The 16,961-nt window shown below is 71.2% G+C and carries 19 protein-coding genes; 6 read left to right on the top strand and 13 right to left on the bottom strand.

All coding sequences use genetic code 11. The features are described 5' to 3' along the window. Positions 1 to 6: 6 nt before the first annotated feature. The 3 genes from HUT10_RS48490 to HUT10_RS48480 are packed head-to-tail and all read right to left on the bottom strand — an operon-like array spanning position 7 to position 2,661. Entirely contained in the window at positions 7 to 1,092 is a 1,086-nt protein-coding gene (locus tag HUT10_RS48490; protein ID WP_176177376.1) for an LLM class flavin-dependent oxidoreductase, read from the bottom strand. 2 nt (positions 1,093 to 1,094) lie between these two features. Then, positions 1,095 to 1,994 carry an LLM class flavin-dependent oxidoreductase gene (locus tag HUT10_RS48485; RefSeq protein WP_176177375.1) on the bottom strand — a complete coding sequence of 300 codons (900 nt, stop codon included), beginning with the start codon at positions 1,992 to 1,994 and terminating at the stop codon, positions 1,095 to 1,097. Positions 1,995 to 2,019: 25 nt separating this feature from the next. Beyond that, positions 2,020 to 2,661 carry an isochorismatase family protein gene (locus tag HUT10_RS48480; protein ID WP_176177374.1) on the bottom strand — a complete coding sequence of 214 codons (642 nt, stop codon included), beginning with the start codon at positions 2,659 to 2,661 and terminating at the stop codon, positions 2,020 to 2,022. Between the two features lie 81 nt (positions 2,662 to 2,742). Between HUT10_RS48480 and HUT10_RS48475 the strand changes: the two genes are divergently transcribed. Then, the gene (locus HUT10_RS48475; RefSeq protein ID WP_176177373.1) at positions 2,743 to 3,120 is read left to right on the top strand and encodes a helix-turn-helix domain-containing protein; all 378 of its coding nucleotides are present in this window, start codon (positions 2,743 to 2,745) and stop codon (positions 3,118 to 3,120) included. A gap of 7 nt (positions 3,121 to 3,127) precedes the next feature. On the opposite strand, the gene HUT10_RS48470 is transcribed toward HUT10_RS48475, so the two are convergent. The 9 genes from HUT10_RS48470 to HUT10_RS48430 are packed head-to-tail and all read right to left on the bottom strand — an operon-like array spanning position 3,128 to position 10,632. Next, on the bottom strand, positions 3,128 to 3,907 hold the full coding sequence (locus tag HUT10_RS48470; protein ID WP_176177372.1) for an IclR family transcriptional regulator: 780 nt from the start codon (positions 3,905 to 3,907) through the stop codon (positions 3,128 to 3,130). A gap of 13 nt (positions 3,908 to 3,920) precedes the next feature. Then, positions 3,921 to 4,943: a VOC family protein gene (locus HUT10_RS48465; protein ID WP_176177371.1), complete on the bottom strand. Its 1,023-nt coding sequence runs from the start codon at positions 4,941 to 4,943 to the stop codon at positions 3,921 to 3,923. Positions 4,944 to 4,958: 15 nt separating this feature from the next. After that, positions 4,959 to 6,116, bottom strand: a complete 1,158-nt coding sequence (locus tag HUT10_RS48460; protein WP_254897389.1) for an FAD-dependent monooxygenase — start codon at positions 6,114 to 6,116, stop codon at positions 4,959 to 4,961. A gap of 3 nt (positions 6,117 to 6,119) precedes the next feature. Continuing rightward, the gene (locus tag HUT10_RS48455) at positions 6,120 to 6,506 is read right to left on the bottom strand and encodes a nuclear transport factor 2 family protein (RefSeq protein ID WP_176177370.1); all 387 of its coding nucleotides are present in this window, start codon (positions 6,504 to 6,506) and stop codon (positions 6,120 to 6,122) included. Then, positions 6,503 to 6,964 carry an AtaL-like protein gene (locus HUT10_RS48450; protein ID WP_176177369.1) on the bottom strand — a complete coding sequence of 154 codons (462 nt, stop codon included), beginning with the start codon at positions 6,962 to 6,964 and terminating at the stop codon, positions 6,503 to 6,505. The genes HUT10_RS48455 and HUT10_RS48450 overlap by 4 nt, the downstream gene beginning before the upstream one ends. A 31-nt stretch (positions 6,965 to 6,995) precedes the next feature. After that, complete coding sequence (locus HUT10_RS48445; protein WP_176177368.1) at positions 6,996 to 7,904, bottom strand: VOC family protein; 909 nt, start codon at positions 7,902 to 7,904, stop codon at positions 6,996 to 6,998. A gap of 15 nt (positions 7,905 to 7,919) precedes the next feature. After that, a complete protein-coding gene (locus HUT10_RS48440; protein ID WP_176177367.1) occupies positions 7,920 to 8,660 on the bottom strand; it encodes an SDR family NAD(P)-dependent oxidoreductase in 741 nt (246 codons plus the stop codon). Next, complete coding sequence (locus tag HUT10_RS48435) at positions 8,657 to 9,565, bottom strand: fumarylacetoacetate hydrolase family protein (RefSeq protein ID WP_176177366.1); 909 nt, start codon at positions 9,563 to 9,565, stop codon at positions 8,657 to 8,659. Before HUT10_RS48435 ends, HUT10_RS48440 begins: the two co-directional genes overlap by 4 nt. After that, the gene (locus HUT10_RS48430) at positions 9,562 to 10,632 is read right to left on the bottom strand and encodes an alcohol dehydrogenase catalytic domain-containing protein (RefSeq protein ID WP_303247022.1); all 1,071 of its coding nucleotides are present in this window, start codon (positions 10,630 to 10,632) and stop codon (positions 9,562 to 9,564) included. The genes HUT10_RS48435 and HUT10_RS48430 overlap by 4 nt, the downstream gene beginning before the upstream one ends. A 321-nt stretch (positions 10,633 to 10,953) precedes the next feature. Here HUT10_RS48430 and HUT10_RS48425 point away from each other — a divergent pair, with 321 nt between their 5' ends. From HUT10_RS48425 to HUT10_RS48410, 4 genes are all read left to right on the top strand, one after another. Continuing rightward, on the top strand, positions 10,954 to 11,688 hold the full coding sequence (locus tag HUT10_RS48425) for a GntR family transcriptional regulator (RefSeq protein ID WP_176177365.1): 735 nt from the start codon (positions 10,954 to 10,956) through the stop codon (positions 11,686 to 11,688). Positions 11,689 to 11,795: 107 nt separating this feature from the next. Then, positions 11,796 to 12,395, top strand: coding sequence for an NADPH-dependent F420 reductase (locus HUT10_RS48420; RefSeq protein WP_176177364.1), 600 nt, complete (start codon positions 11,796 to 11,798; stop codon positions 12,393 to 12,395). Next, on the top strand, positions 12,392 to 12,736 hold the full coding sequence (locus HUT10_RS51985) for a UBP-type zinc finger domain-containing protein (protein WP_176177363.1): 345 nt from the start codon (positions 12,392 to 12,394) through the stop codon (positions 12,734 to 12,736). Before HUT10_RS48420 ends, HUT10_RS51985 begins: the two co-directional genes overlap by 4 nt. 157 nt (positions 12,737 to 12,893) lie before the next feature. After that, the gene (locus HUT10_RS48410) at positions 12,894 to 13,517 is read left to right on the top strand and encodes a hypothetical protein (RefSeq protein WP_176177362.1); all 624 of its coding nucleotides are present in this window, start codon (positions 12,894 to 12,896) and stop codon (positions 13,515 to 13,517) included. A 70-nt stretch (positions 13,518 to 13,587) separates the two neighbouring features. Here HUT10_RS48410 and HUT10_RS48405 read toward each other — a convergent pair whose 3' ends face one another. Further along, positions 13,588 to 14,073 (bottom strand): MarR family winged helix-turn-helix transcriptional regulator, encoded by a 486-nt coding sequence (locus tag HUT10_RS48405; protein WP_176177361.1) that lies wholly within the window; start codon positions 14,071 to 14,073, stop codon positions 13,588 to 13,590. 125 nt (positions 14,074 to 14,198) lie between these two features. Here HUT10_RS48405 and HUT10_RS48400 point away from each other — a divergent pair, with 125 nt between their 5' ends. Next, entirely contained in the window at positions 14,199 to 16,961 is a 2,763-nt protein-coding gene (locus HUT10_RS48400; protein ID WP_176177360.1) for a LuxR family transcriptional regulator, read from the top strand.

Genomic DNA, 16,961 nt, shown 5'->3' with positions numbered 1-16,961 from the left:
GGCCGGTCACTCCCCTGCCCGTTCGGCGGCGGCCTTCAGCGACGCGTGGGTCGGCGCCTCCGGGACGTGCGACGGCCGCAACGAGTCCATCTCCTTCCGCAGCACCGGAACGACTTCAGCGCCGAGCATCTCGAGCTGGTCCAGCGCGGTCTTCAGTGGCAGGCCCATGCCGTCGACGTTGAACAGCTGGCGCTGGTAGTCGCCGAAGTCCTCGCGGAAGCGCATCGTGCGGTCGATGACCTGCTGGGGGCTGCCGACCGACAGCGGGGTCTGGTCCATCGTCTCCTCGAGCGAGGGGCCGCCGCCGTAGATCGGGGAATGGTCGAAGTACGGCCGGAACTCGCGGATGGCGTCCTGGGAGTTCGGGCGGACGTACGTCTGGCCGCCGAGACCCACGATGGCCTGCTCCGCCGTACCGTGGCCGTAGTGTTCGAACCGGGTGCGGTAGAGCTCGATCATTTTTCGCGTGTGCGAGGGCGGCCAGAAGATGTTGTTGTGGAAGAACCCGTCGCCGTAGTAAGCCGCCTGCTCGGCGATCTGGGGACTGCGGATCGAGCCGTGCCAGACGAAGGGTGGTACGCCGTCCAGGGGCCGCGGCGTCGACGTGAAGCCCTGCAGCGGGGTGCGGAACTTGCCCTCCCAGTCCACCACGTCCTCGCGCCACAACCGCCGCAGCAGCGCGTAGTTCTCCACCGCGAGCGCGATGCCGTCGCGGATGTCCTTGCCGAACCACGGGTAGACCGGCCCGGTGTTGCCGCGGCCGAGCATCAGGTCCACCCGGCCGTCGGCCAGGTGCTGCAGCATCGCGTAGTCCTCGGCGATCTTGACGGGGTCGTTCGTGGTGATCAGCGTCGTCGACGTCGACACCAGGATCCGGCTGGTCTGCGCCGCGACGTAGCCCAGGAGCGTGGTCGGCGACGAGGGCACGAACGGCGGGTTGTGGTGCTCGCCCGTCGCGAACACGTCCAGGCCGACCTCCTCGGCCTTACGGGCGAGGCGCACCATCGATTTGATGCGCTCCGATTCGGTCGGCACGGCACCCGTCGCGGGATCCCGCGCGAGGTCGCCGATCGTGAAAATTCCGAACTGCATGATCACTCCTCGATCTGCGGGGCCGGGTCACGCGTGGCGAGGTCTTCGCGCACGAGCGGGACCAGTTCCTCGGCGAACACCGACATCTGGCGTCCGTAGTCATCGGTGGGCCAGAAGACGATCCCGTTCATCCCGTGCTCCGCGACAGTCGTGGCGATGTCGTCGCGCCAGCGGGACAGTGGCCCGTGGAACGCGCCGCGATCGGCACCGCCGATGTGGCCGGCGACGTTGTAGATCTTGCGCAGGCTCGCCGGGTCCCGGCCGGCTTCGGCGGCCGCGTCGTCCAGCCGGCGCACCGCATCCGGAAGGCGGTCGAGCCCGAGGTAGGCGTGCGACGGGAGCCAGCCGTCGGCTCGGGCGCCGGTCAGCGCCAGCGTCCGCGGTCCGTACGCGCCGAGCCAGAGCCCGAGACCGGGCCCCGGGTGCGGGCCGGGGTGCACGCCGGACACCGCGTAGTGCTCGCCGGTGGTGCGCACGCTGCGTTCCCCGCTCCACATCGCCCGGACCACGGACACGGCTTCGGTGAGCGCGTCGACCGCTTCCTTCCGGCTGCGCCGGGGCCCGCCCATCGCCTCGATCGCCTCCCAGAACGCTCCGGCGCCGAGGCCCAGCTGGATCCGGCCGCCGGACAGCACGTCCAGGCTGGCCGCCGACTTGGCCAGCACAGCGGGCGGGCGCAGCGGCAGTGAGGACACGGTCGGCACCAGCGTGATCCGCTCGGTGCGCGCCACCAGGTAGGTCACCAGCGTCCACGTGTCGTAGAAGGCGGCCTGGTACGGGTGGTCCTGCACCGTCACCAGGTCGAGTCCCAGCCGTTCGGCCGCCAGCGCCTGGCGCAGCGGTGCTTTCGGCTCCTGCCACACGGGGTCGACGTTGGCGCCGAACAGGACCGGAAGTGCCATGGTCGTTCTCCTTCCCGAGAGCCGGTCAGACGCCGGCCGGCTGAGGCGTCGCGAAGGACAACAGCGAGCCGTAGAAGGGCAGGGCGTGCTCCGCGAAGATTCCGGCCAGCTCTTGCCCACCCTGTTCACGCCAGTCGTGCTGGAGTTCGGCGGCCACCGCGACCGTGCTGTTGAGCACCACGCCGGCGGACTGCATCCGCAGCGCCGCGGCCTGGGAAGCCAGCGCGTTCCACGTGCCGGAGGCGTCGAGCACGGCGTGGACCTGGTAGCCCCGGTCGACCCCGGACAGCGCAGCGAACGCGACGCACACGTCCGTGCTGATCCCGGCGACGATCAGCTGGTCGCGGCCGGTGGCCTTGACCGCCGCCGCGAACTCGGCGTTGTCGAAGGCGTCGATCTCCCCGGGGCGCCGGACGACCTGCGCGTCGGGCAGGACGGCCTGCAGTTCCGGGAGCAAGCCGCCGTTGGGACCGGTGTCCGCGCTGGTGGTCACGATCACCGGCAGCCCCTGGGCCTGCGCGATCTTGGCGAGCGCGAGGACGTTGCGTCTCAGTTCTTCCTGGTCGTGGTCGTGGACGCCGAGCAGCAGCCCGACCTGGTGGTCGACGAGCAGGAGCACGGCCCGGCTGCGGTCGAGCCGGGCGGCGGGGTAGGTGTTCGCGGTCATGTCGATCCCCTTCATGCAGACGTAACTTGATAAGACCAAGTTACTTTTTAAAACTTAGTTCCGCAAGCGTAGGCTTGTGGCATGCACGACACCGGATCCCCCCTCCACCTGTGCCAGTACACCGAGCACGTGTTCGCCCTGCTCGGGAAGCGGTGGATGGGCCTGCTGGTGGACTTGCTCCTGCAGCGGCCGGCGCGCTTCAGCGAGCTGGCCGCGGCCGTCCCGCAGCTGTCCCGGCGGGTGCTGACCGAGCGGCTGGCCGAATTGCAGGAGGCGGGCCTAGTGGAGCGGGAGGTCGGGGAAGGGCCGCCGGTGTCGGTCACCTACCGGCTCACCGAGCGCGGCGCCGGGCTCGGTCCGGCCATGGACGCGCTGCGCGTCTGGGCCGGGGCCCCGACCGACGCCGACGGCCGGGCCCTCCCGTTGACCGCTCCGGAGCACGGCGTCGAAACGGCTTGAGACAGCGTCACCCGGCCAGAGCGCGGTCCGTGACGGCTCGCTCGGACAGCCGTTGCGTTGCCGCCGTCGCGGCAAGACGGACCGCCCGGACCGACGTCGCGTGCCGGGCATCAGAGGTGCGGGCGGTCACCGAGACCGCGGCAACCACGCGATGACCGGCGTCGAACAGCGGCGCCGCCACGCAGGTGATGCCGACCTTCGCCTCCTCGTCGTCCCGGGCGTACCCGTGACGGCGGGCGGCGTCCAGCTGGCCGAGGAACATCGCCGGGGTGACCACCGTGCGCGGCGATTGCCGGTGCAGACCCCGGTCGAGGACGGCGTGGGTGTGCTCCGCCGGCGCGTGGGCGAGCATGACCTTGCCGACCGCGGTGCAGTGCGCCGGCAGGCGGCCGCCGATGCGCGAGGACATCGGCGGCCCGTCCGGCGCCGCCAGCTTGTGCAGGTACACCACATCCGTCCCGTCGAGCACCGCGAGGTGCACGGTGAGCCCGGTGCTCGCATGCAGCCGGGTCAGCACCGGCGAGACGAGATCCGGGAGCCCCCGCTGGCGCGGGACGAGCTGGCCGAGCTCGAACAACCGCAGCCCCAGCCGGTAGCCGTTCGCCTCCCGCGCCAGCAGCCGCCAGCCGACGAGCTGGTTGAGCAGCCGGTAGGCGGTGGGCTTCGGCATCCCCGTCCGCCGGTGCAGCTCGGCCAAGGTGAGGGCGTCGTCGTCCGGGCCGAACGCGTCGAGCAGCTGCATGCTGCGGCCGAGCACCGAATCCTCGGACGGCACTGGTTCCGGCATCGTCGTCGCGCTTTCAGACCAGCGCCCGGTCCTGCCAGCCGGCGAGGAGCTTGTCCTGGCCGTCGATCCCCGGGGTCCCGTAGACGAAGTAGGTCTCGGCCGGCAGGGTGCCGCCGCCGATGGCCAGCCCGGTGTCGAAGTCCGAGAGGTCCCACGTCACGGTCTCGTGGTCGGGTTCGAACTGCAGGATGCCGGAGTTGCCGAACAGCTCGATGCGGTTGCCGCCGGGTTCGAACACGTACAGGAAGGCGCCCTGGGTGATGCCGTGCACGTCCGGTCCGGCTTCGATCTGGATGCCGTACTCGCGGCACAGCTCCGCGGCGTCGGTGTTGTGCTGGGGCACGCCGTACCAGAACGCCAGGTGGTGCAGCCGTCCCTTGCTCCCGGTCTGGTCCCGCATGATCGCCATTTCGTGGCCGAGCGCGTTGACGCTCATCCACGCCCCGATCTCCGTGCCGCCGGACGCGCCGTCGACGACCCGTTCCCGAGTGCCGAACCCGAGGGTGCGCTCGAACAGTTCTTTCTGGACGGTGACGTCGGAGGCCATCAGGTTGACGTGGTCGAGCCGGCGCGGCGGCAGGCCCTGCAACGGGCGCTTAGAGCGGCGGGTCAGGATGCGGCTGCGCAGTTCGGTGGGGGCGGTGTACTTCTCGACGTCCCAGACCAGTTCCATCGGGTGGCCGTCGGGGCTTTGGAAGGCGAAGGTGCGGCCCACGCCGAGGTCGCCCTTCGTCCACCCCAGGCCGAGACCGGCGGCGTCGAGGGCGGCGGCGCGGCGTTCGAGGGCTTCGGCCGAGGTGGTGCGCCAGCCGACGTTGCCGAGACCGGGCCGGTCCCGCTCGGTCAGCTTGAGGCTGTGGTGGTAGGGGTCCTCGTAGCAGCGCAGGTAGACCGAACCGTGGGAGCGGCCGGTTTCGCGCATGCCGAGCAGCTGTGTGAAGAACCAGAGGCTGCCTTCGAGGTCCGGGGTGTACAGCTCGGCGTGCGCCATGTGCGCCAGCTCGAAGCGAGCGGCGGCGGTGTCGCGTGTGGTCATGGGGTGCCTTTCGGGTCAGGCCGGGAGCAGCGGTTCGTAGGCGTGGATCCAGCTGAAGTCGTCGACGAGGTGGTGCAGCCGCCGGTCGCGGTTCGCGGCGGCGTCGCCGTCGGGCAGGTGCAGCAGCGGCGAGGTGACCCAGGAACTGCGCTGGACCTGCCGGGTCCGGCAGCGGCGCAGGCGTTCGTAGTGCCGCAAGGCCACCTGAACGTCGTCGCAGCGGTGCAGGCAGCCGGCCAGGACCGCGGCGTCCTCGATGGTCTGGTTGGCGCCCTGGCCGTGGTGCGGCAGCATCGCGTGCGCGGCGTCGCCGAGCAGGACGACGCCGTCCGCGCTCCACCGGTCGAGCGGTGGCAGGGCGAACAGTCCCCACCGCGGGCCCTGGGGCACGGCGCCGACCATGGTCCGGATGGCGGGGTGCCAGTCCCGGAAGATGCCGGCGAGCGTGCCGTCGGGAGCGGGCGCCACACCACCTGGCGCCTCCCACCGGTCCGGCCCTTCGACGACGGCGAGGAAGTTGATGAACTCGCCGGTGGCGTAGTGCAGCAGGTGCGCGTCCGGGCCCATCCAGAACTGGACGGCGTCCGGATCGGGCAGGTCGGGGACGGCGTCGCGGGTGACCAGGCCGCGGAACCCGCTCGTGCCCGAGTAGACGGGCGCCGCGTCGGTGATCGCCCCGCGCACCCGCGAGCGGATGCCGTCGGCGCCGACCACCAGCCCGGCCGTGGCCGTGGAGCCGTCGGCGAACGTCAGCGCGCTCGTGTCCCCCTCCCGGCGCAGGGAGACCAGTTCCTTGCCCAGGTGAAGATCGCCGGTGCCCCACGCCTGGGACAGCGCCCGCTGCAGGTGCGCTCGGTGAACGCCCCAGAACGGGGCTCCGAAGCGGTCTTCGTACCACCTGCCCACCGGGTGCGCGGCCACCCGGCGAGCGTCGGACCAGTGGCGGTAGACGAGCTCGGTCGGGACCGCGGAGGTCGCTTCGAGCGCGGAGCCCAGCCCGAGTTCACGCAGGATGCGCGTGCCGTTCGCGGCCAGCGCCACCGCGGCGCCTACCTCGCCGAGCTCGGGTGCCTGTTCGTAGATCCGGGCGCGGATCCCGTGCCGGCGCAGCGCCAGCCCCAGGGTCAGCCCGCCGATGCCGGCGCCGATCACGGCGATGTCAGGACGGTCCACGGCTCAGCCTGCCCTGGTCGGGGTCGGGTCGATGAAGACGCGCAGGTCGTCGACGAGCCCGTCGCGGTGCTCGATCACCGTCAGGGCCGGGACGGTGACGTCGCGGCCGTCGGGGCACCCGTAGGTGACGTTCGCTTCCAGCAGCAGGACCGGGCCGCTGGCCCACACGTTGAGGAACTCGTGCTCGATCCTGCGGTAACTGGTGAACAACCAGTCCAGACCCGCGCGGATGGCATCGCGACCGGGCATCGGGGCGTTCGCGCCGTAGGTCATGCGGGCGTCCGGCGCGAACCCGGCGAGCACGGCCTCGGTGTCGCAGGCGTCGACCTTGGCGTAGAAATCGTGGAGCCAGGCCGGAATCTGGACGGCGGTCGCCGCGGCGCCGGTCATCGGACCGGCTCCGCGATCCGCGACCGGACCGCGGCCAGGGTCGACTCGACGGCCGCCTGGTACGCCGTGGCCATGTCGCGGGCCAGTTCCTCGTCGGTGACGGGCAGTTCGTCGCCCGGCCGGACGGCCAGCGCGAACTGGAACCGCAGCGACAGCTCGCCGTTCTCCTCGAGGATCTCGTTGGTGATGGTGCCCAGCACCGGGCCTTCGAGCCGGGTGAACACCACGCGGTTCGGCTGCTCGAGCCAGACCCGCTCCACGTACCGCGCGCCGCGCAGCTCGATCTCGCGGTCGAACGCCGTCGGGCTCAGCCGGGCGATCTCGCGGCAGGAGGTGATGGCCTCCACGTACGGGACGGCGTTCACCGCTTTCTGCTCGAGCCCCTGCCAGATCTGTTCGCGGTCGAGCGGCCGGGCGCCCGGCGGGTTGGCGGGCAGCGTCAGTTCGCTGAAGATCATGGTTCCTCCACGTCGTTGTGCGAGTTGCGGATCAGTGCTCGAGGATTTCCGGCAGGACGGGGCCCCAGGCGTTGGCGGTGGCGATGTCGACCTCCCACGTCTTGGGGACCTGCGGCCGGTCTTCGTGCCAGGGGCGGGGCTCGAAGTAGCCGTTCGCCTCGTCGATCATCTGGTCGAGCTGGGTGAACAGCTCGATGGTGTTGCCGTCGGGGTCGCGGTGGTAGGTGAAGACGTTGTGCCCGGGACCGTGCCGTCCCGGTCCCCAGTGCAGCCGGAAGTCGTTACGGGCCAGGTGGTCCAGGGTCGTCTGCAGGTGGTTGAGGTCGCGCATCTCGTACGCGATGTGGTGCATGCCGGAGAACTTCGTGCTCTCCAGGAAGTTCGCCGCGTGGTGGTCGGCGTTGCACCGGAGGAAGACGAAGAAGTCGCCGATGGTGTCCGACCAGCGGAAGCCGAGGAGGTCCTGGTAGAAACCCTGGATCTGCTTCAGACTCGGGCTGAACGCCGCTACGTGGCCGAGCTTCGTCGGGCGGTATGCGAGGCTGGGTTCGGCGTCGCCTACCGCCGGTGCCTGCGACTCGTACAGGTGCAGGGGAACGTCGGTCCCGGGCTCGGCCAGGACGAGCACATCCGGGGTGCTCGGCGCGACGTCGCTGCGCCGCGACACCTGGTAGCCCGCGTCGGCCAGGCGCTTGTGGGCGTCGTCGAGGTCGCGGACCACCTCGTAACCCACCGACGTGCGGGCACCGGTCTCGCCCTTGCGGATGACGACGCTGTGGTGGTCCAGCCCGGTGTTCAGGTAGACGACATCGGGCGAGCGGTCCTCGACGTGGAGGCCGAGGCAGGTGCGGTAGTACTCGGTCAGGCGGTCGACGTCCGGCGTGGTGAACTCGACGTAGCCGAGCTTGGAGACGCGGGCGGCCGCGTTGTCCGTGGTCATGGGAACTCCTTCGGATCAGGCGGCGAGGTAGCCGCCGTCGACGGGCAACACGACGCCGTTGACATACGCGGCAGCGGACGAGCAGAGCCAGACGACGGCTTCGGCGACTTCGGGCGCTTCGCCGTAGCGCCCGAGCGTCGTGCGGCCGATGACGGGAGCCATGGCCGCCGTGGGCACGGCGGCGGTCATGGCGGTGCGGATCGGGCCGGGGGCGACGGCGTTGATCCGGATGCCCCGGCCGCCGTAGTCGATGGCCGCGGTCCTGGTCAGGCCGGCCACGCCGTGCTTGCTCGCGACGTAGGCGGCCTGGGCCGCCGAGCCCTGTTCGCACCAAATCGACGCGGTGTTGACGATGGCGCCGCCGGTCTCCAGCAGGTGCGGGATCTGGTACTTCATCCCGGCGAAGACGCCGCTGAGGTTCACCGAGATGACGCGGTTCCAGTCGTCCTCGCCGAGATCCGCCAAGGGAGCGGGCGAGAAGGTCCCGGCGTTGTTGTGCGCGAAGTCCAGCCGGCCGAACGCCGCGACGGCCGAGGCGACGGCGTCGCGCACCGCGGCCGCATCGCCCACATCCACCTGCAGCGACCGGACTTCGACGCCGTGCTCCGCGGCCTCGGCGGCGGTGCCGCTCGGGTCCACCAGGTCGCAGACGACGACCGAAGCGCCGCGAGCCGCGAATGCGAGGGCACTCGAGCGGCCGATGCCCCCGGCCGCTCCGGTGACGAACGCGACCTTGCCGTCGAACTCGCGGTTCATGCGATTCTCCGCGAGCTCGCGGCGGCGCCGTCGGCCACCGGGTTGCGGAGCGTCCCGAGACCGTCGATCTCGATCACGACTTCGTCGCCGGGCTGTAGGAACTCCCCCCGCGGGGCGCCGACGCCGGCCGGGCTGCCGGTGGCCACGATGTCCCCCGGTTCCAGCGTCATGATCCGGCTCGCCGCGGCGACCACGGTGAAGGCGCTGTTCATCATGTCCTTGGTGCTGGAGTCCTGTTTCACCACACCGTTCACGGTCAGCGTGATCCGCAGGTCCTGCGGATCCGGCACGAACCACGCCGGTGTCACGCCGGGTCCGGTGGGGCAGAACGTGTCCTCCCCCTTGGCCGAGGTCCAGTCGAACCCGAAGGGCGGCGCCACCGCGTCCGGGCGGCTCAGGCGGTCGCGGGCGGACACGTCGTTGAGGATGGTGTAGCCGGCGATGTGGCCGGCGACGTCCGCCTCATCGAGGTCACGGGCCCGCCGGCCGATGACGACGGCGAGCTCGGCTTCCCAGTCGATCCGCCGGCCCGGACGGTCCGGCAGCACGATCGGGTCGCCAGGACCGATGACCGAAGTGGACGGTGGCTTGAGGAAGAAGTACGGCGCCCCCACCGGGTCCGGCCGGTCGACCTTCATCTCCGCCAGGTGCGCGAAGTAGTTGGCGCCGGCACAGACGACCTTGCGCGGGAAGCGGATCGGCGCTTCGAGCCGGACGTCCCCCACCACGGGGAGACTCGCAACGTCGAGGGTGCGCAGCCGCTCCCCCACCGCCGGCCAGTCCTCGAGCAGATCCAAGAGGGTCCGTCCCGCGTACTGCGGCAGGGCGCGCACGGCGCCGTCGGCGTCCCGGACGCCGACGGCCGGTTCGCCGTCGCCGCGGTAGGTGACCAGTGACCACGTCATGAGGGGTTCCTTGGGGTGTCCGGGGCCGCGGCCCAGTCGTCGTCGGCCGTCGTGAGCACGACCCGGCCGGTGTTGGCGGAGGCTTCGAGGTAGCGGTGGGCCTCGGCGGCCTCCGCGATGGGGAAGGCACGGTCGACGACCGGGCGGAAGCCGGCCGCCACGGCCGTCCAGATCCGGCGGGCGCTGCGCAGGTTTCCGCTGCGGACGCCGATCACGCGTTGCGAGCGGGAGTACAGCCGCAGCAGGTCCAGCTCTACCTTGCCGCCCAGGAACGCGCCCGAGGTGACCACCCGGCCGCGCACGGCCAGCGCCGCCATCGTCGCGGTCCAGATCTCGGGGTCGCCGAGGTTGTCGATCACCAGGTCCACGCCGGCGCCGCCGGTCAGCGCCTGCACCGTCTCGGTGAAGCCCGGATCGGTGGGGTCGACCACCGCCTCGACCTTCAGGTCGAGCAGGCGCTGCCGTTTCTCCGCCGACCGCGTCCCGGCGATCACCCTCGCGCCCCGGTGCACGGCCAGCGCCGCCGTCAGCGATCCGAGCGCGGACGAGGCCCCGTGGACCAGCACCCACTCGCCGGGTTCGAGCCCGGCCTGCTCGAACTGGTTCTCCGCCACCGCTCCGGACCACACGAGAGCCGTCGCCTCCGCGGGCCCCACGCCGTCCGGAACGACGAGAGCATTCTCCGCGGGGACCACCGTGTACTCGGCGTAGGCGCCCCGGGTGTGTACGCCCATGATCCGCGCGGATTCGCACGCCTCCAATGCCCCGGCGGCACAGGCGGCACAGGATCCGCAGGTCAGGATGGGAACCACGGCGACGTGGTCGCCGGGTCGCACCGAGTCCACACCGGCACCGACCGCGGCGACGGTGCCCGCGTGCTCGGCCCCGAGGACGTGCGGCAGCGTGATCCGGGCGTACGGATGGGTCCCGGCGCGGGCACTGAGGTCCAGGAGCCGGCCCACACTGACGGCCGCCACGCGCACGGCCACCTCGCCAGGACCCGGCAGAGGTGTATCCACCTCTTGCACCTGAAGAACGTCCGGGTCACCGAAATGGTCGAATGCCATCACCCGCATCCGGTGCGGCAAGCCATCGTTGCCGACGCCCACGACAGGCCAAGACGCTTGCGTCTCGGCGAGCGATCGGGACATCTGTGTCCTCCTTGCTTCGAGCCGACGCGGACTCTCTCTCCCTCAATCGGCTTGAGCTGGGCTTTCACTCAACCCTAGGCGACCAACTGGGTCTCACGCTGCGCCAAACTGTACACACTTTGCCGCGCCGAGGGAAGATGGAGACAGCCACTCCCGACCGTCAGCCCCCAGGTCCGACCTGGCTGGAGATCAGTTTTGCGACCACCAAAGCCGCCGCAAGCTGGATACACTGTGCGCATGAGCGACAACGCTGCCGAAGAGTGCGAAGCGGATGACGGCAGGCCGGGACGGCGGCTCGCCCTCGACGTGCACGCGACCGTGCGGGCGATGATCCTGAGCGGCGAGCTGGCTCCGGGCACTCCCCTGCTGCAGGCCGCGCTGGCGCGTTCGCTCAAGGTCAGCCGGACGCCGATGCGCGAGGCCTTCCGCCTGCTGCAGGAGGAGGGGCTGATCGAGAACAAGCCCGACCAACGGGCCGTCGTCCGGGCCATCGATCCCGGCGAAGTCGACGCCGTATACACCTCGCGGGTGATGCTGGAATCGGTCGCGGTCAGCATCTCCGTCCGCGTCGCGACCCCGGAACTGGTGGAGCGCCTGGCGAAGTCGCTGGCCCAGATGCGCCAGTACGCCACCGAGGAGGACATCGACCGCTGGCAGCAAGCCCACCGTGAGTTCCACCAGCTCACCACCGAGGGGGCGCCCATGCTTCTGGACACGCTCGCCGGGCTGAGCGACCGGGCCGAGCGGTTCCTGCGCCTGGCGAAACTCGGCCACCCCCAAGCCACCGGCCGCTGGGACACCGACCACGAGGTGCTGGTGGAGGCCTTCCGCACCCGGGACCACGACCTCGCGGTCGCCACCATCGCCCAGCACCTCGCGCGCACCGCGTTCACCGCCATGGCCGACATCGCCCCCCGGCTCGACGCCGTGGCCACCCGCGCCGCCCTCAACCTCGTGCTGGCCGACCGGTAGCTCCTGCTCCCGGAAACGGTCGCCCTCCCGGTCGAATGACGGGTGTCCCGCAGACCTGCCGGCCGACATCCTCGGCGGTGTCCGGAAGCGACAGGGAAGGAAAGATCATGCGGATCGGGATTCTGGGAGCGGGTGCCATCGGCACGGCGTTCGCGCGCCGCCTCGTGGCGGGCGGCCATGAAGCCGTGTTGAGCAACAGCCGGGGGCCCGAGACGCTCGCGGGCCTCATGGACGAACTCGGCCCCGGCGCCTCGGCCGGCACTCGGACCGAGGCCGCCCGAGCGGACATCGTCGTCCTCGCCGTACCCCGGGCTCAGGTGGCCACAGCGCTGGACGGCCTGCCCGACTGGGACGGGCGCATCCTGGTGGACGCCACCAACGACTTCGCCGCACCACCGCCCGGGCCCGGCCAGGCCACCACGAGCGAGCAGGTGGCCGCACTCGCGCCCGGCGCACGCGTGCTCAAGGCGCTCAACCACCTGTTCGCCGCCAGCCTCGCCGCTGATCCTCGCCAAGCCGGCGGCCAGCGGGTGCTGTTCGTCTCGGGCGACGACGACGCCGCGAAGAAGGCGTTCACCGCCGTGCTGGACGACCTCGGGTACGCCCCGATCGACCTCGGCGGCCTGGCCGCGGGAGGCCGGCTGCACCAGGCTCGCGGAGGACCGCTCGTCGGGCACGACCTCGTCCGATTGGCGTCCGCCCGATGAACGGGATCGATCCGAGCCGGGCACCCAGCGGCCCCGGTTGCATCGAATGCGAAGCGACGCAGAGCTGGTGGTTCCACTTGCGACGGTGCGCGCAGTGCGGTCACGTGGGCTGCTGCGACTCCTCGCCCGGGCAGCACGCCAGCCGCCACGCCGCCGAATCCGGGCATCGCTTCGTGCGGAGCTTCGAGCCGGGCGAAGAATGGTTCTGGGACTACCGCATCCAGGTGATGTACGAGCGGGGTCCCGAACTCACCGGACCCGCACACCACCCCGCCGACCAGCCCGCGCCGGGCCCCGCCGGCCGGGTACCGGACGACTGGGTCCACCAGCTGCACGAATGACCCGATCCGCGCGGACATGACAGGGACGCAAGGGGCGGCCGGCGTGAAGTCGGTCCGCCCCTTCTCCTTCCCACCTTCGTGTCGCCGCTCACCTGGCGTAGATTAGTCATGAATCTTGACTATCATGAATCTGGCCTACCAACGGACGGGAGACGACATGACCGAGGTACTCGACCACCCAGCAGTCTTCGAGCAGGCATGGGGCGCACCCGAGAACACTGTCGTGGATCTGCCCCCGGTACGGGTGAACGACGTGCTTCGCGACCGCTACGACGTTCGGCCACCGTTCGCCTACACCGGCGCTCAGCTGTGGGACATGGAGGTGCGCAAGGCGGCCGCCCCGGACATCTACATCCCCACGGTTGTCAAACCCGGCAGCGCCGAGAAGTTCCCGAGCGTGCACCACGGACAGCTCGAAGACTTCACCCGAGTGTCCGAGCAGCGGCTGTGGGCGGCCCCGGAGCACTACACGACGGTCATCGAGCACGTCCGGCTTGACCACGAGAACCGGCGGGCGTTCTTCATCGGCGCCGACCGCTTCGAGGCACCCGACGGCCGGATCTTCACCGCCGGCTCAGGGCAGCCGATCTTCCACGTCGAACACTCCGTCGCCGGCCCCGAAGACGATCCACTCAACCTCTGGCGCATCGTCAACCTGACCGACAGGCCCGACGCCGCGTTGGCGGCGGCCTTCGACGACCTGGCGAACGACCCGTATCTCCGGGTGTTCATCGAGGTTCACCTGCGCAAGGACCTCGGCCGCGAACTGGTCCGCCGCTGAGCCGACCGGCGTTGCCGATTGGACCAAAGTCATGATAGTCATGCACTTGGACAAAAGGGAGGAACCTGGCTCAGGCTGATCCTTCGTCCTCGCCGAGGGTGCGGAGGTGAGCGCGTTGATGGTCGGTGATGTCGGTGAGCATGGCCTTGAAATGCCGGTAGTTCTCCCGGCCGAGGCGGCGTGCGTGCCGTCGCTGGATGTCGGCCATGATCTCGTCCGCGGCCCGCATCCGGACCAGACCTCGTTCGGTCGGGTAGATCAGCTTCGCGCGGCGATCGCTGGGATCCGGTCGCCGCTCTACGTACCCGAGGGCCTCCAGCTCGTCGACCAACGTCCCGATGATCTGCTTGTACTGGCCGGACAGCCGCGACAGGTCGGTCGCCCGCGTCCCTTCCTCGTCGAGGTACGCCAGCACCGCGCCGTGCCGGTGCTTCAGGTCGCCGAAGCCGAGCGTGGCCAGCCTGGTGAACAACTCGCGCTGGACCGCGAAGAGGAGGCGTCCGGACAGGACGCCCAGGTCGGGGTCGGTCGCGTTCCGGTCCGCGCGCGTCGCCATCCGCCGCACTCCCCTCTCGGCCGCCGATGCTGTCGCCGACACCTTAGCCACCGGCTCCGGTTGCGGCTCAGCACGTCACGAACGGGTCCCTTGCCCAGACCGCCGTACTTCTGGAGGATCGACCGGTGGAGCTGATCGGCCGAGAGCAAGACATCACTTCCCTGCGGGATTTCTTCGACGGCGCGGGCGTCCGCGGCGGGGCCGTGCTGGTGGTCGGCGACGCCGGTGTCGGCAAGACAGCGGTGCTCGACGAATTCTCCGACGGCGAGGCCCGGCGCGGCGTTCGCGTCCTGCGAGCCGCGGGCGTGCAGTTCGAAGCCGACGTCAACTACTCGACGTTGAACCAGCTGCTGTTCCCGCTCGGTGACGAGATGACGTCGCTGGACCCCGGGCAGCGGACGGCCCTGCGGTGCGCCCTCGGCTTCGAGATCGGCCAGGTCCCCGACCGGCTCGTCGTTTCGAATGCCGCCTTGCTGTGCCTGCGCGCCGCCGCGGCCGAGAACCCGATCCTGCTCGTCGTCGACGACCTTCACTGGGTGGATCGGGCCAGTGCGGAGGTGCTCGGCTTCGTGGCCCGCCGCCTGGTCGGTAGCCCCATCGTGTTCCTGGCGGCCTGCCGGTCCGCGGAGCGGGGTTTCTTCCGCAACAGCGGGCTGCCCGAAGTCGTCTTGCCGCCACTGCCGACCGCCGCGGCCCGGACCCTGGTCGACCGCCGGTTTCCCGACCTGGCGCCCGCCGTGCGGCAACGGCTGCTCGCCGAAGCGGCCGGCAACCCGCTGGCCCTGCTGGAGCTGCCGTCCGCCTTGGATGGAGACCAGCGCACCGACTTCACCGCACTCCCCGCGGTCCTGCCCCTGCCCGAGCGGCTCCAGGCGATGTTCACCTCCCGGGTGCGCGACCTGCCGCCGCGGTGCCGGCTGATGCTGCTGCTCGGCGCGCTCGGCGGCACCACCGAGCCGGCCCGGCTGCGGACGGCGGGCGGCAGCACTTGCGATCTCGACGACCTCGCCCCGGCGGAGGAGAGCCGACTGGTGCACGTGAGCGCGGGACGGCTGAGCTTCCGCCACCCGCTGATCGGCGCGGCCGTCGTCGAGGCGGCGTCGGAACGGGACCGGCGCTGGGCGCACGGCGCGCTGGCCGCGGTCGTCGACGCCCCGGAGAGGCGGGTCCGGCACCTCGCCGAATCGGCGGTCGGCCCTGACGAGGAGATCGCCGGTCAGCTCGAAGCCACGGCGCAGGACATCCTCCGGCACGGGGACGCCCTCGGTGCCGTCACCGCGCTGACCCGCGCGGCCGAGCTCAGCCCCGCGGCCGCCGACCGAAGCCGCCGCTTGGCCGAAGCCGCGTACATCGGCGCGGAAGCCGGCGGTGAGATGGCCACCGCGAGCAGGCTGCTGGGTGACGCGCGGCGCACCGGATCCCTCGAGACCCACTCGCTGCACGCCGCCGCGGCCGCCGCGCACCTGCTGATCAACTCCGAGAGCGACGTGACGACGGCACACCGGCTGCTGGCCGGGGCGATCGAAGCCGGCGAACACGGCTTCGACGCGGACGATCCCGTCCTGGCCGAAGCCATGCACAGCTTGATGCTGATCAGCTGGTGGGTGGGCACCGAGGAAGCCGGACGGGCGTACCGGGCCCTGGTCGACCAGCTGAAACCGGCACCCACGCCGGTGACCCGGGTGAACGCGGTCGTCTTCACCGACCCCGCGCGCGCCTCCGCCGAGGACATCGCCACCCTCGACAGCCTGATCGACTCCGTAGGCACCGACCCCGAGCCGACTCAGCTCGTCCGGATCGGCACCGCCGCCCTGTTCGCCGACCGGCTGCACCGCCTGCGCGCCCCGGAACGCCGGCTGGCGGAATCCCGGCGGCAGGGCAAGGGCTCGGCCCGGCGGCACCTCGGCGCATTGATCCACCTGGCGCTCGACGCCTTCCACGGTGGCCGCTGGACCGAGGCCGGCGAGTGGGCCGACGAGGGACTGGTCGTCTGCGCCGAACACGGGTTCCGGTTCTTCCGCTGGTACTTCGACTGGGTGCACGCGCTCGTCGCAGCCGCGCGCGGCCGTGTCGAGGCCGCCCGGCAGCTGACCGACGACACGATCCGCTGGGCCGGCGCCCACCAGGCCGCGGGTGTCACCTATTTCGCCCTGCAGGCCCGCGCCCTCGCCGACATCGCCGCCGGTGACTACGAGTCCGCCTACCACCACGCGACCCGGCTCAGCCCGGCCGGGCAGCTCGCGCCGTACCGGCCCACCGCCCTGTGGGCCGGCTTCGACCTCGTCGAAGCCGCCTTGCACACGGGACGCCGCGCCGAGGCCGCCACGCACGCCGCCACCCTCCGCGACGCTCACCTGGACACGGTGTCGCCACGGCTGGGCCTGCTGAGCGCCGCTGCGAGCGCGTTGGCGGCAGCGGACGACGACGCCCGCGGCTGGTTCGAAAGGGCGCTGTCGGTCCCCGACCTTGACCAGTGGCCGTTCGACGTGGCCAGGGTGCGCCTCGCGTACGGCGTGCGGCTGCGCCGAATGCGGGACACCGGCGCGGCGCGCGAACAGCTGACCCTCGCGCACGACGCGCTTTCGGCGCTCGGCGCGGCCCCGTGGCGCGATCGCGCCGCCAACGAGCTGCGTGCGACCGGAGTGACTCGCCGGTCGGCGCCCGAAGGCCGGGCCGAGCTGACGCCGCAGGAGCGCGAGATCGCCGAACTGGCCGGTGCCGGCCTGACCAACAAGCAGATCGGGCAGAAGCTGTTCATCTCCCACCGGACCGTCGGCGACCACCTGTACAAGATCTTCCCCAAGCTCGGCATCACCTCGCGCGCCGCGCTGCGGGACGCGCTGACCGCCTACGAGCAGGACGAGCAGGTCGACACGACAGTCATGTGA

This window comes from Amycolatopsis sp. Hca4, from assembly GCF_013364075.1.
Classification (GTDB): domain Bacteria; phylum Actinomycetota; class Actinomycetes; order Mycobacteriales; family Pseudonocardiaceae; genus Amycolatopsis.
Note: the sequence above shows the minus strand (reverse complement) of the source record. Positions and strands in the feature narration are given on the sequence as shown.

Bases quoted from the DNA above. Each gene is read 5' to 3' on its own strand.
- HUT10_RS48405 (WP_176177361.1), bottom strand. From the start codon at position 14,073: ATGGCGACGCGCGCGGACCGGAACGCGACCGACCCCGACCTGGGCGTC.
- HUT10_RS48480 (WP_176177374.1), bottom strand. From the start codon at position 2,661: ATGACCGCGAACACCTACCCCGCCGCCCGGCTCGACCGCAGCCGGGCC.
- HUT10_RS48410 (WP_176177362.1), top strand. From the start codon at position 12,894: ATGACCGAGGTACTCGACCACCCAGCAGTCTTCGAGCAGGCATGGGGC.
- HUT10_RS48485 (WP_176177375.1), bottom strand. From the start codon at position 1,994: ATGGCACTTCCGGTCCTGTTCGGCGCCAACGTCGACCCCGTGTGGCAG.
- HUT10_RS48435 (WP_176177366.1), bottom strand. From the start codon at position 9,565: ATGACGTGGTCACTGGTCACCTACCGCGGCGACGGCGAACCGGCCGTC.
- HUT10_RS48425 (WP_176177365.1), top strand. From the start codon at position 10,954: ATGAGCGACAACGCTGCCGAAGAGTGCGAAGCGGATGACGGCAGGCCG.
- HUT10_RS48430 (WP_303247022.1), bottom strand. From the start codon at position 10,632: ATGGCATTCGACCATTTCGGTGACCCGGACGTTCTTCAGGTGCAAGAG.
- HUT10_RS48465 (WP_176177371.1), bottom strand. From the start codon at position 4,943: ATGACCACACGCGACACCGCCGCCGCTCGCTTCGAGCTGGCGCACATG.
- HUT10_RS48420 (WP_176177364.1), top strand. From the start codon at position 11,796: ATGCGGATCGGGATTCTGGGAGCGGGTGCCATCGGCACGGCGTTCGCG.
- HUT10_RS48445 (WP_176177368.1), bottom strand. From the start codon at position 7,904: ATGACCACGGACAACGCGGCCGCCCGCGTCTCCAAGCTCGGCTACGTC.
- HUT10_RS48470 (WP_176177372.1), bottom strand. From the start codon at position 3,907: ATGCCGGAACCAGTGCCGTCCGAGGATTCGGTGCTCGGCCGCAGCATG.
- HUT10_RS48440 (WP_176177367.1), bottom strand. From the start codon at position 8,660: ATGAACCGCGAGTTCGACGGCAAGGTCGCGTTCGTCACCGGAGCGGCC.
- HUT10_RS48490 (WP_176177376.1), bottom strand. From the start codon at position 1,092: ATGCAGTTCGGAATTTTCACGATCGGCGACCTCGCGCGGGATCCCGCG.
- HUT10_RS48455 (WP_176177370.1), bottom strand. From the start codon at position 6,506: ATGACCGGCGCCGCGGCGACCGCCGTCCAGATTCCGGCCTGGCTCCAC.
- HUT10_RS48475 (WP_176177373.1), top strand. From the start codon at position 2,743: ATGCACGACACCGGATCCCCCCTCCACCTGTGCCAGTACACCGAGCAC.
- HUT10_RS51985 (WP_176177363.1), top strand. From the start codon at position 12,392: ATGAACGGGATCGATCCGAGCCGGGCACCCAGCGGCCCCGGTTGCATC.
- HUT10_RS48450 (WP_176177369.1), bottom strand. From the start codon at position 6,964: ATGATCTTCAGCGAACTGACGCTGCCCGCCAACCCGCCGGGCGCCCGG.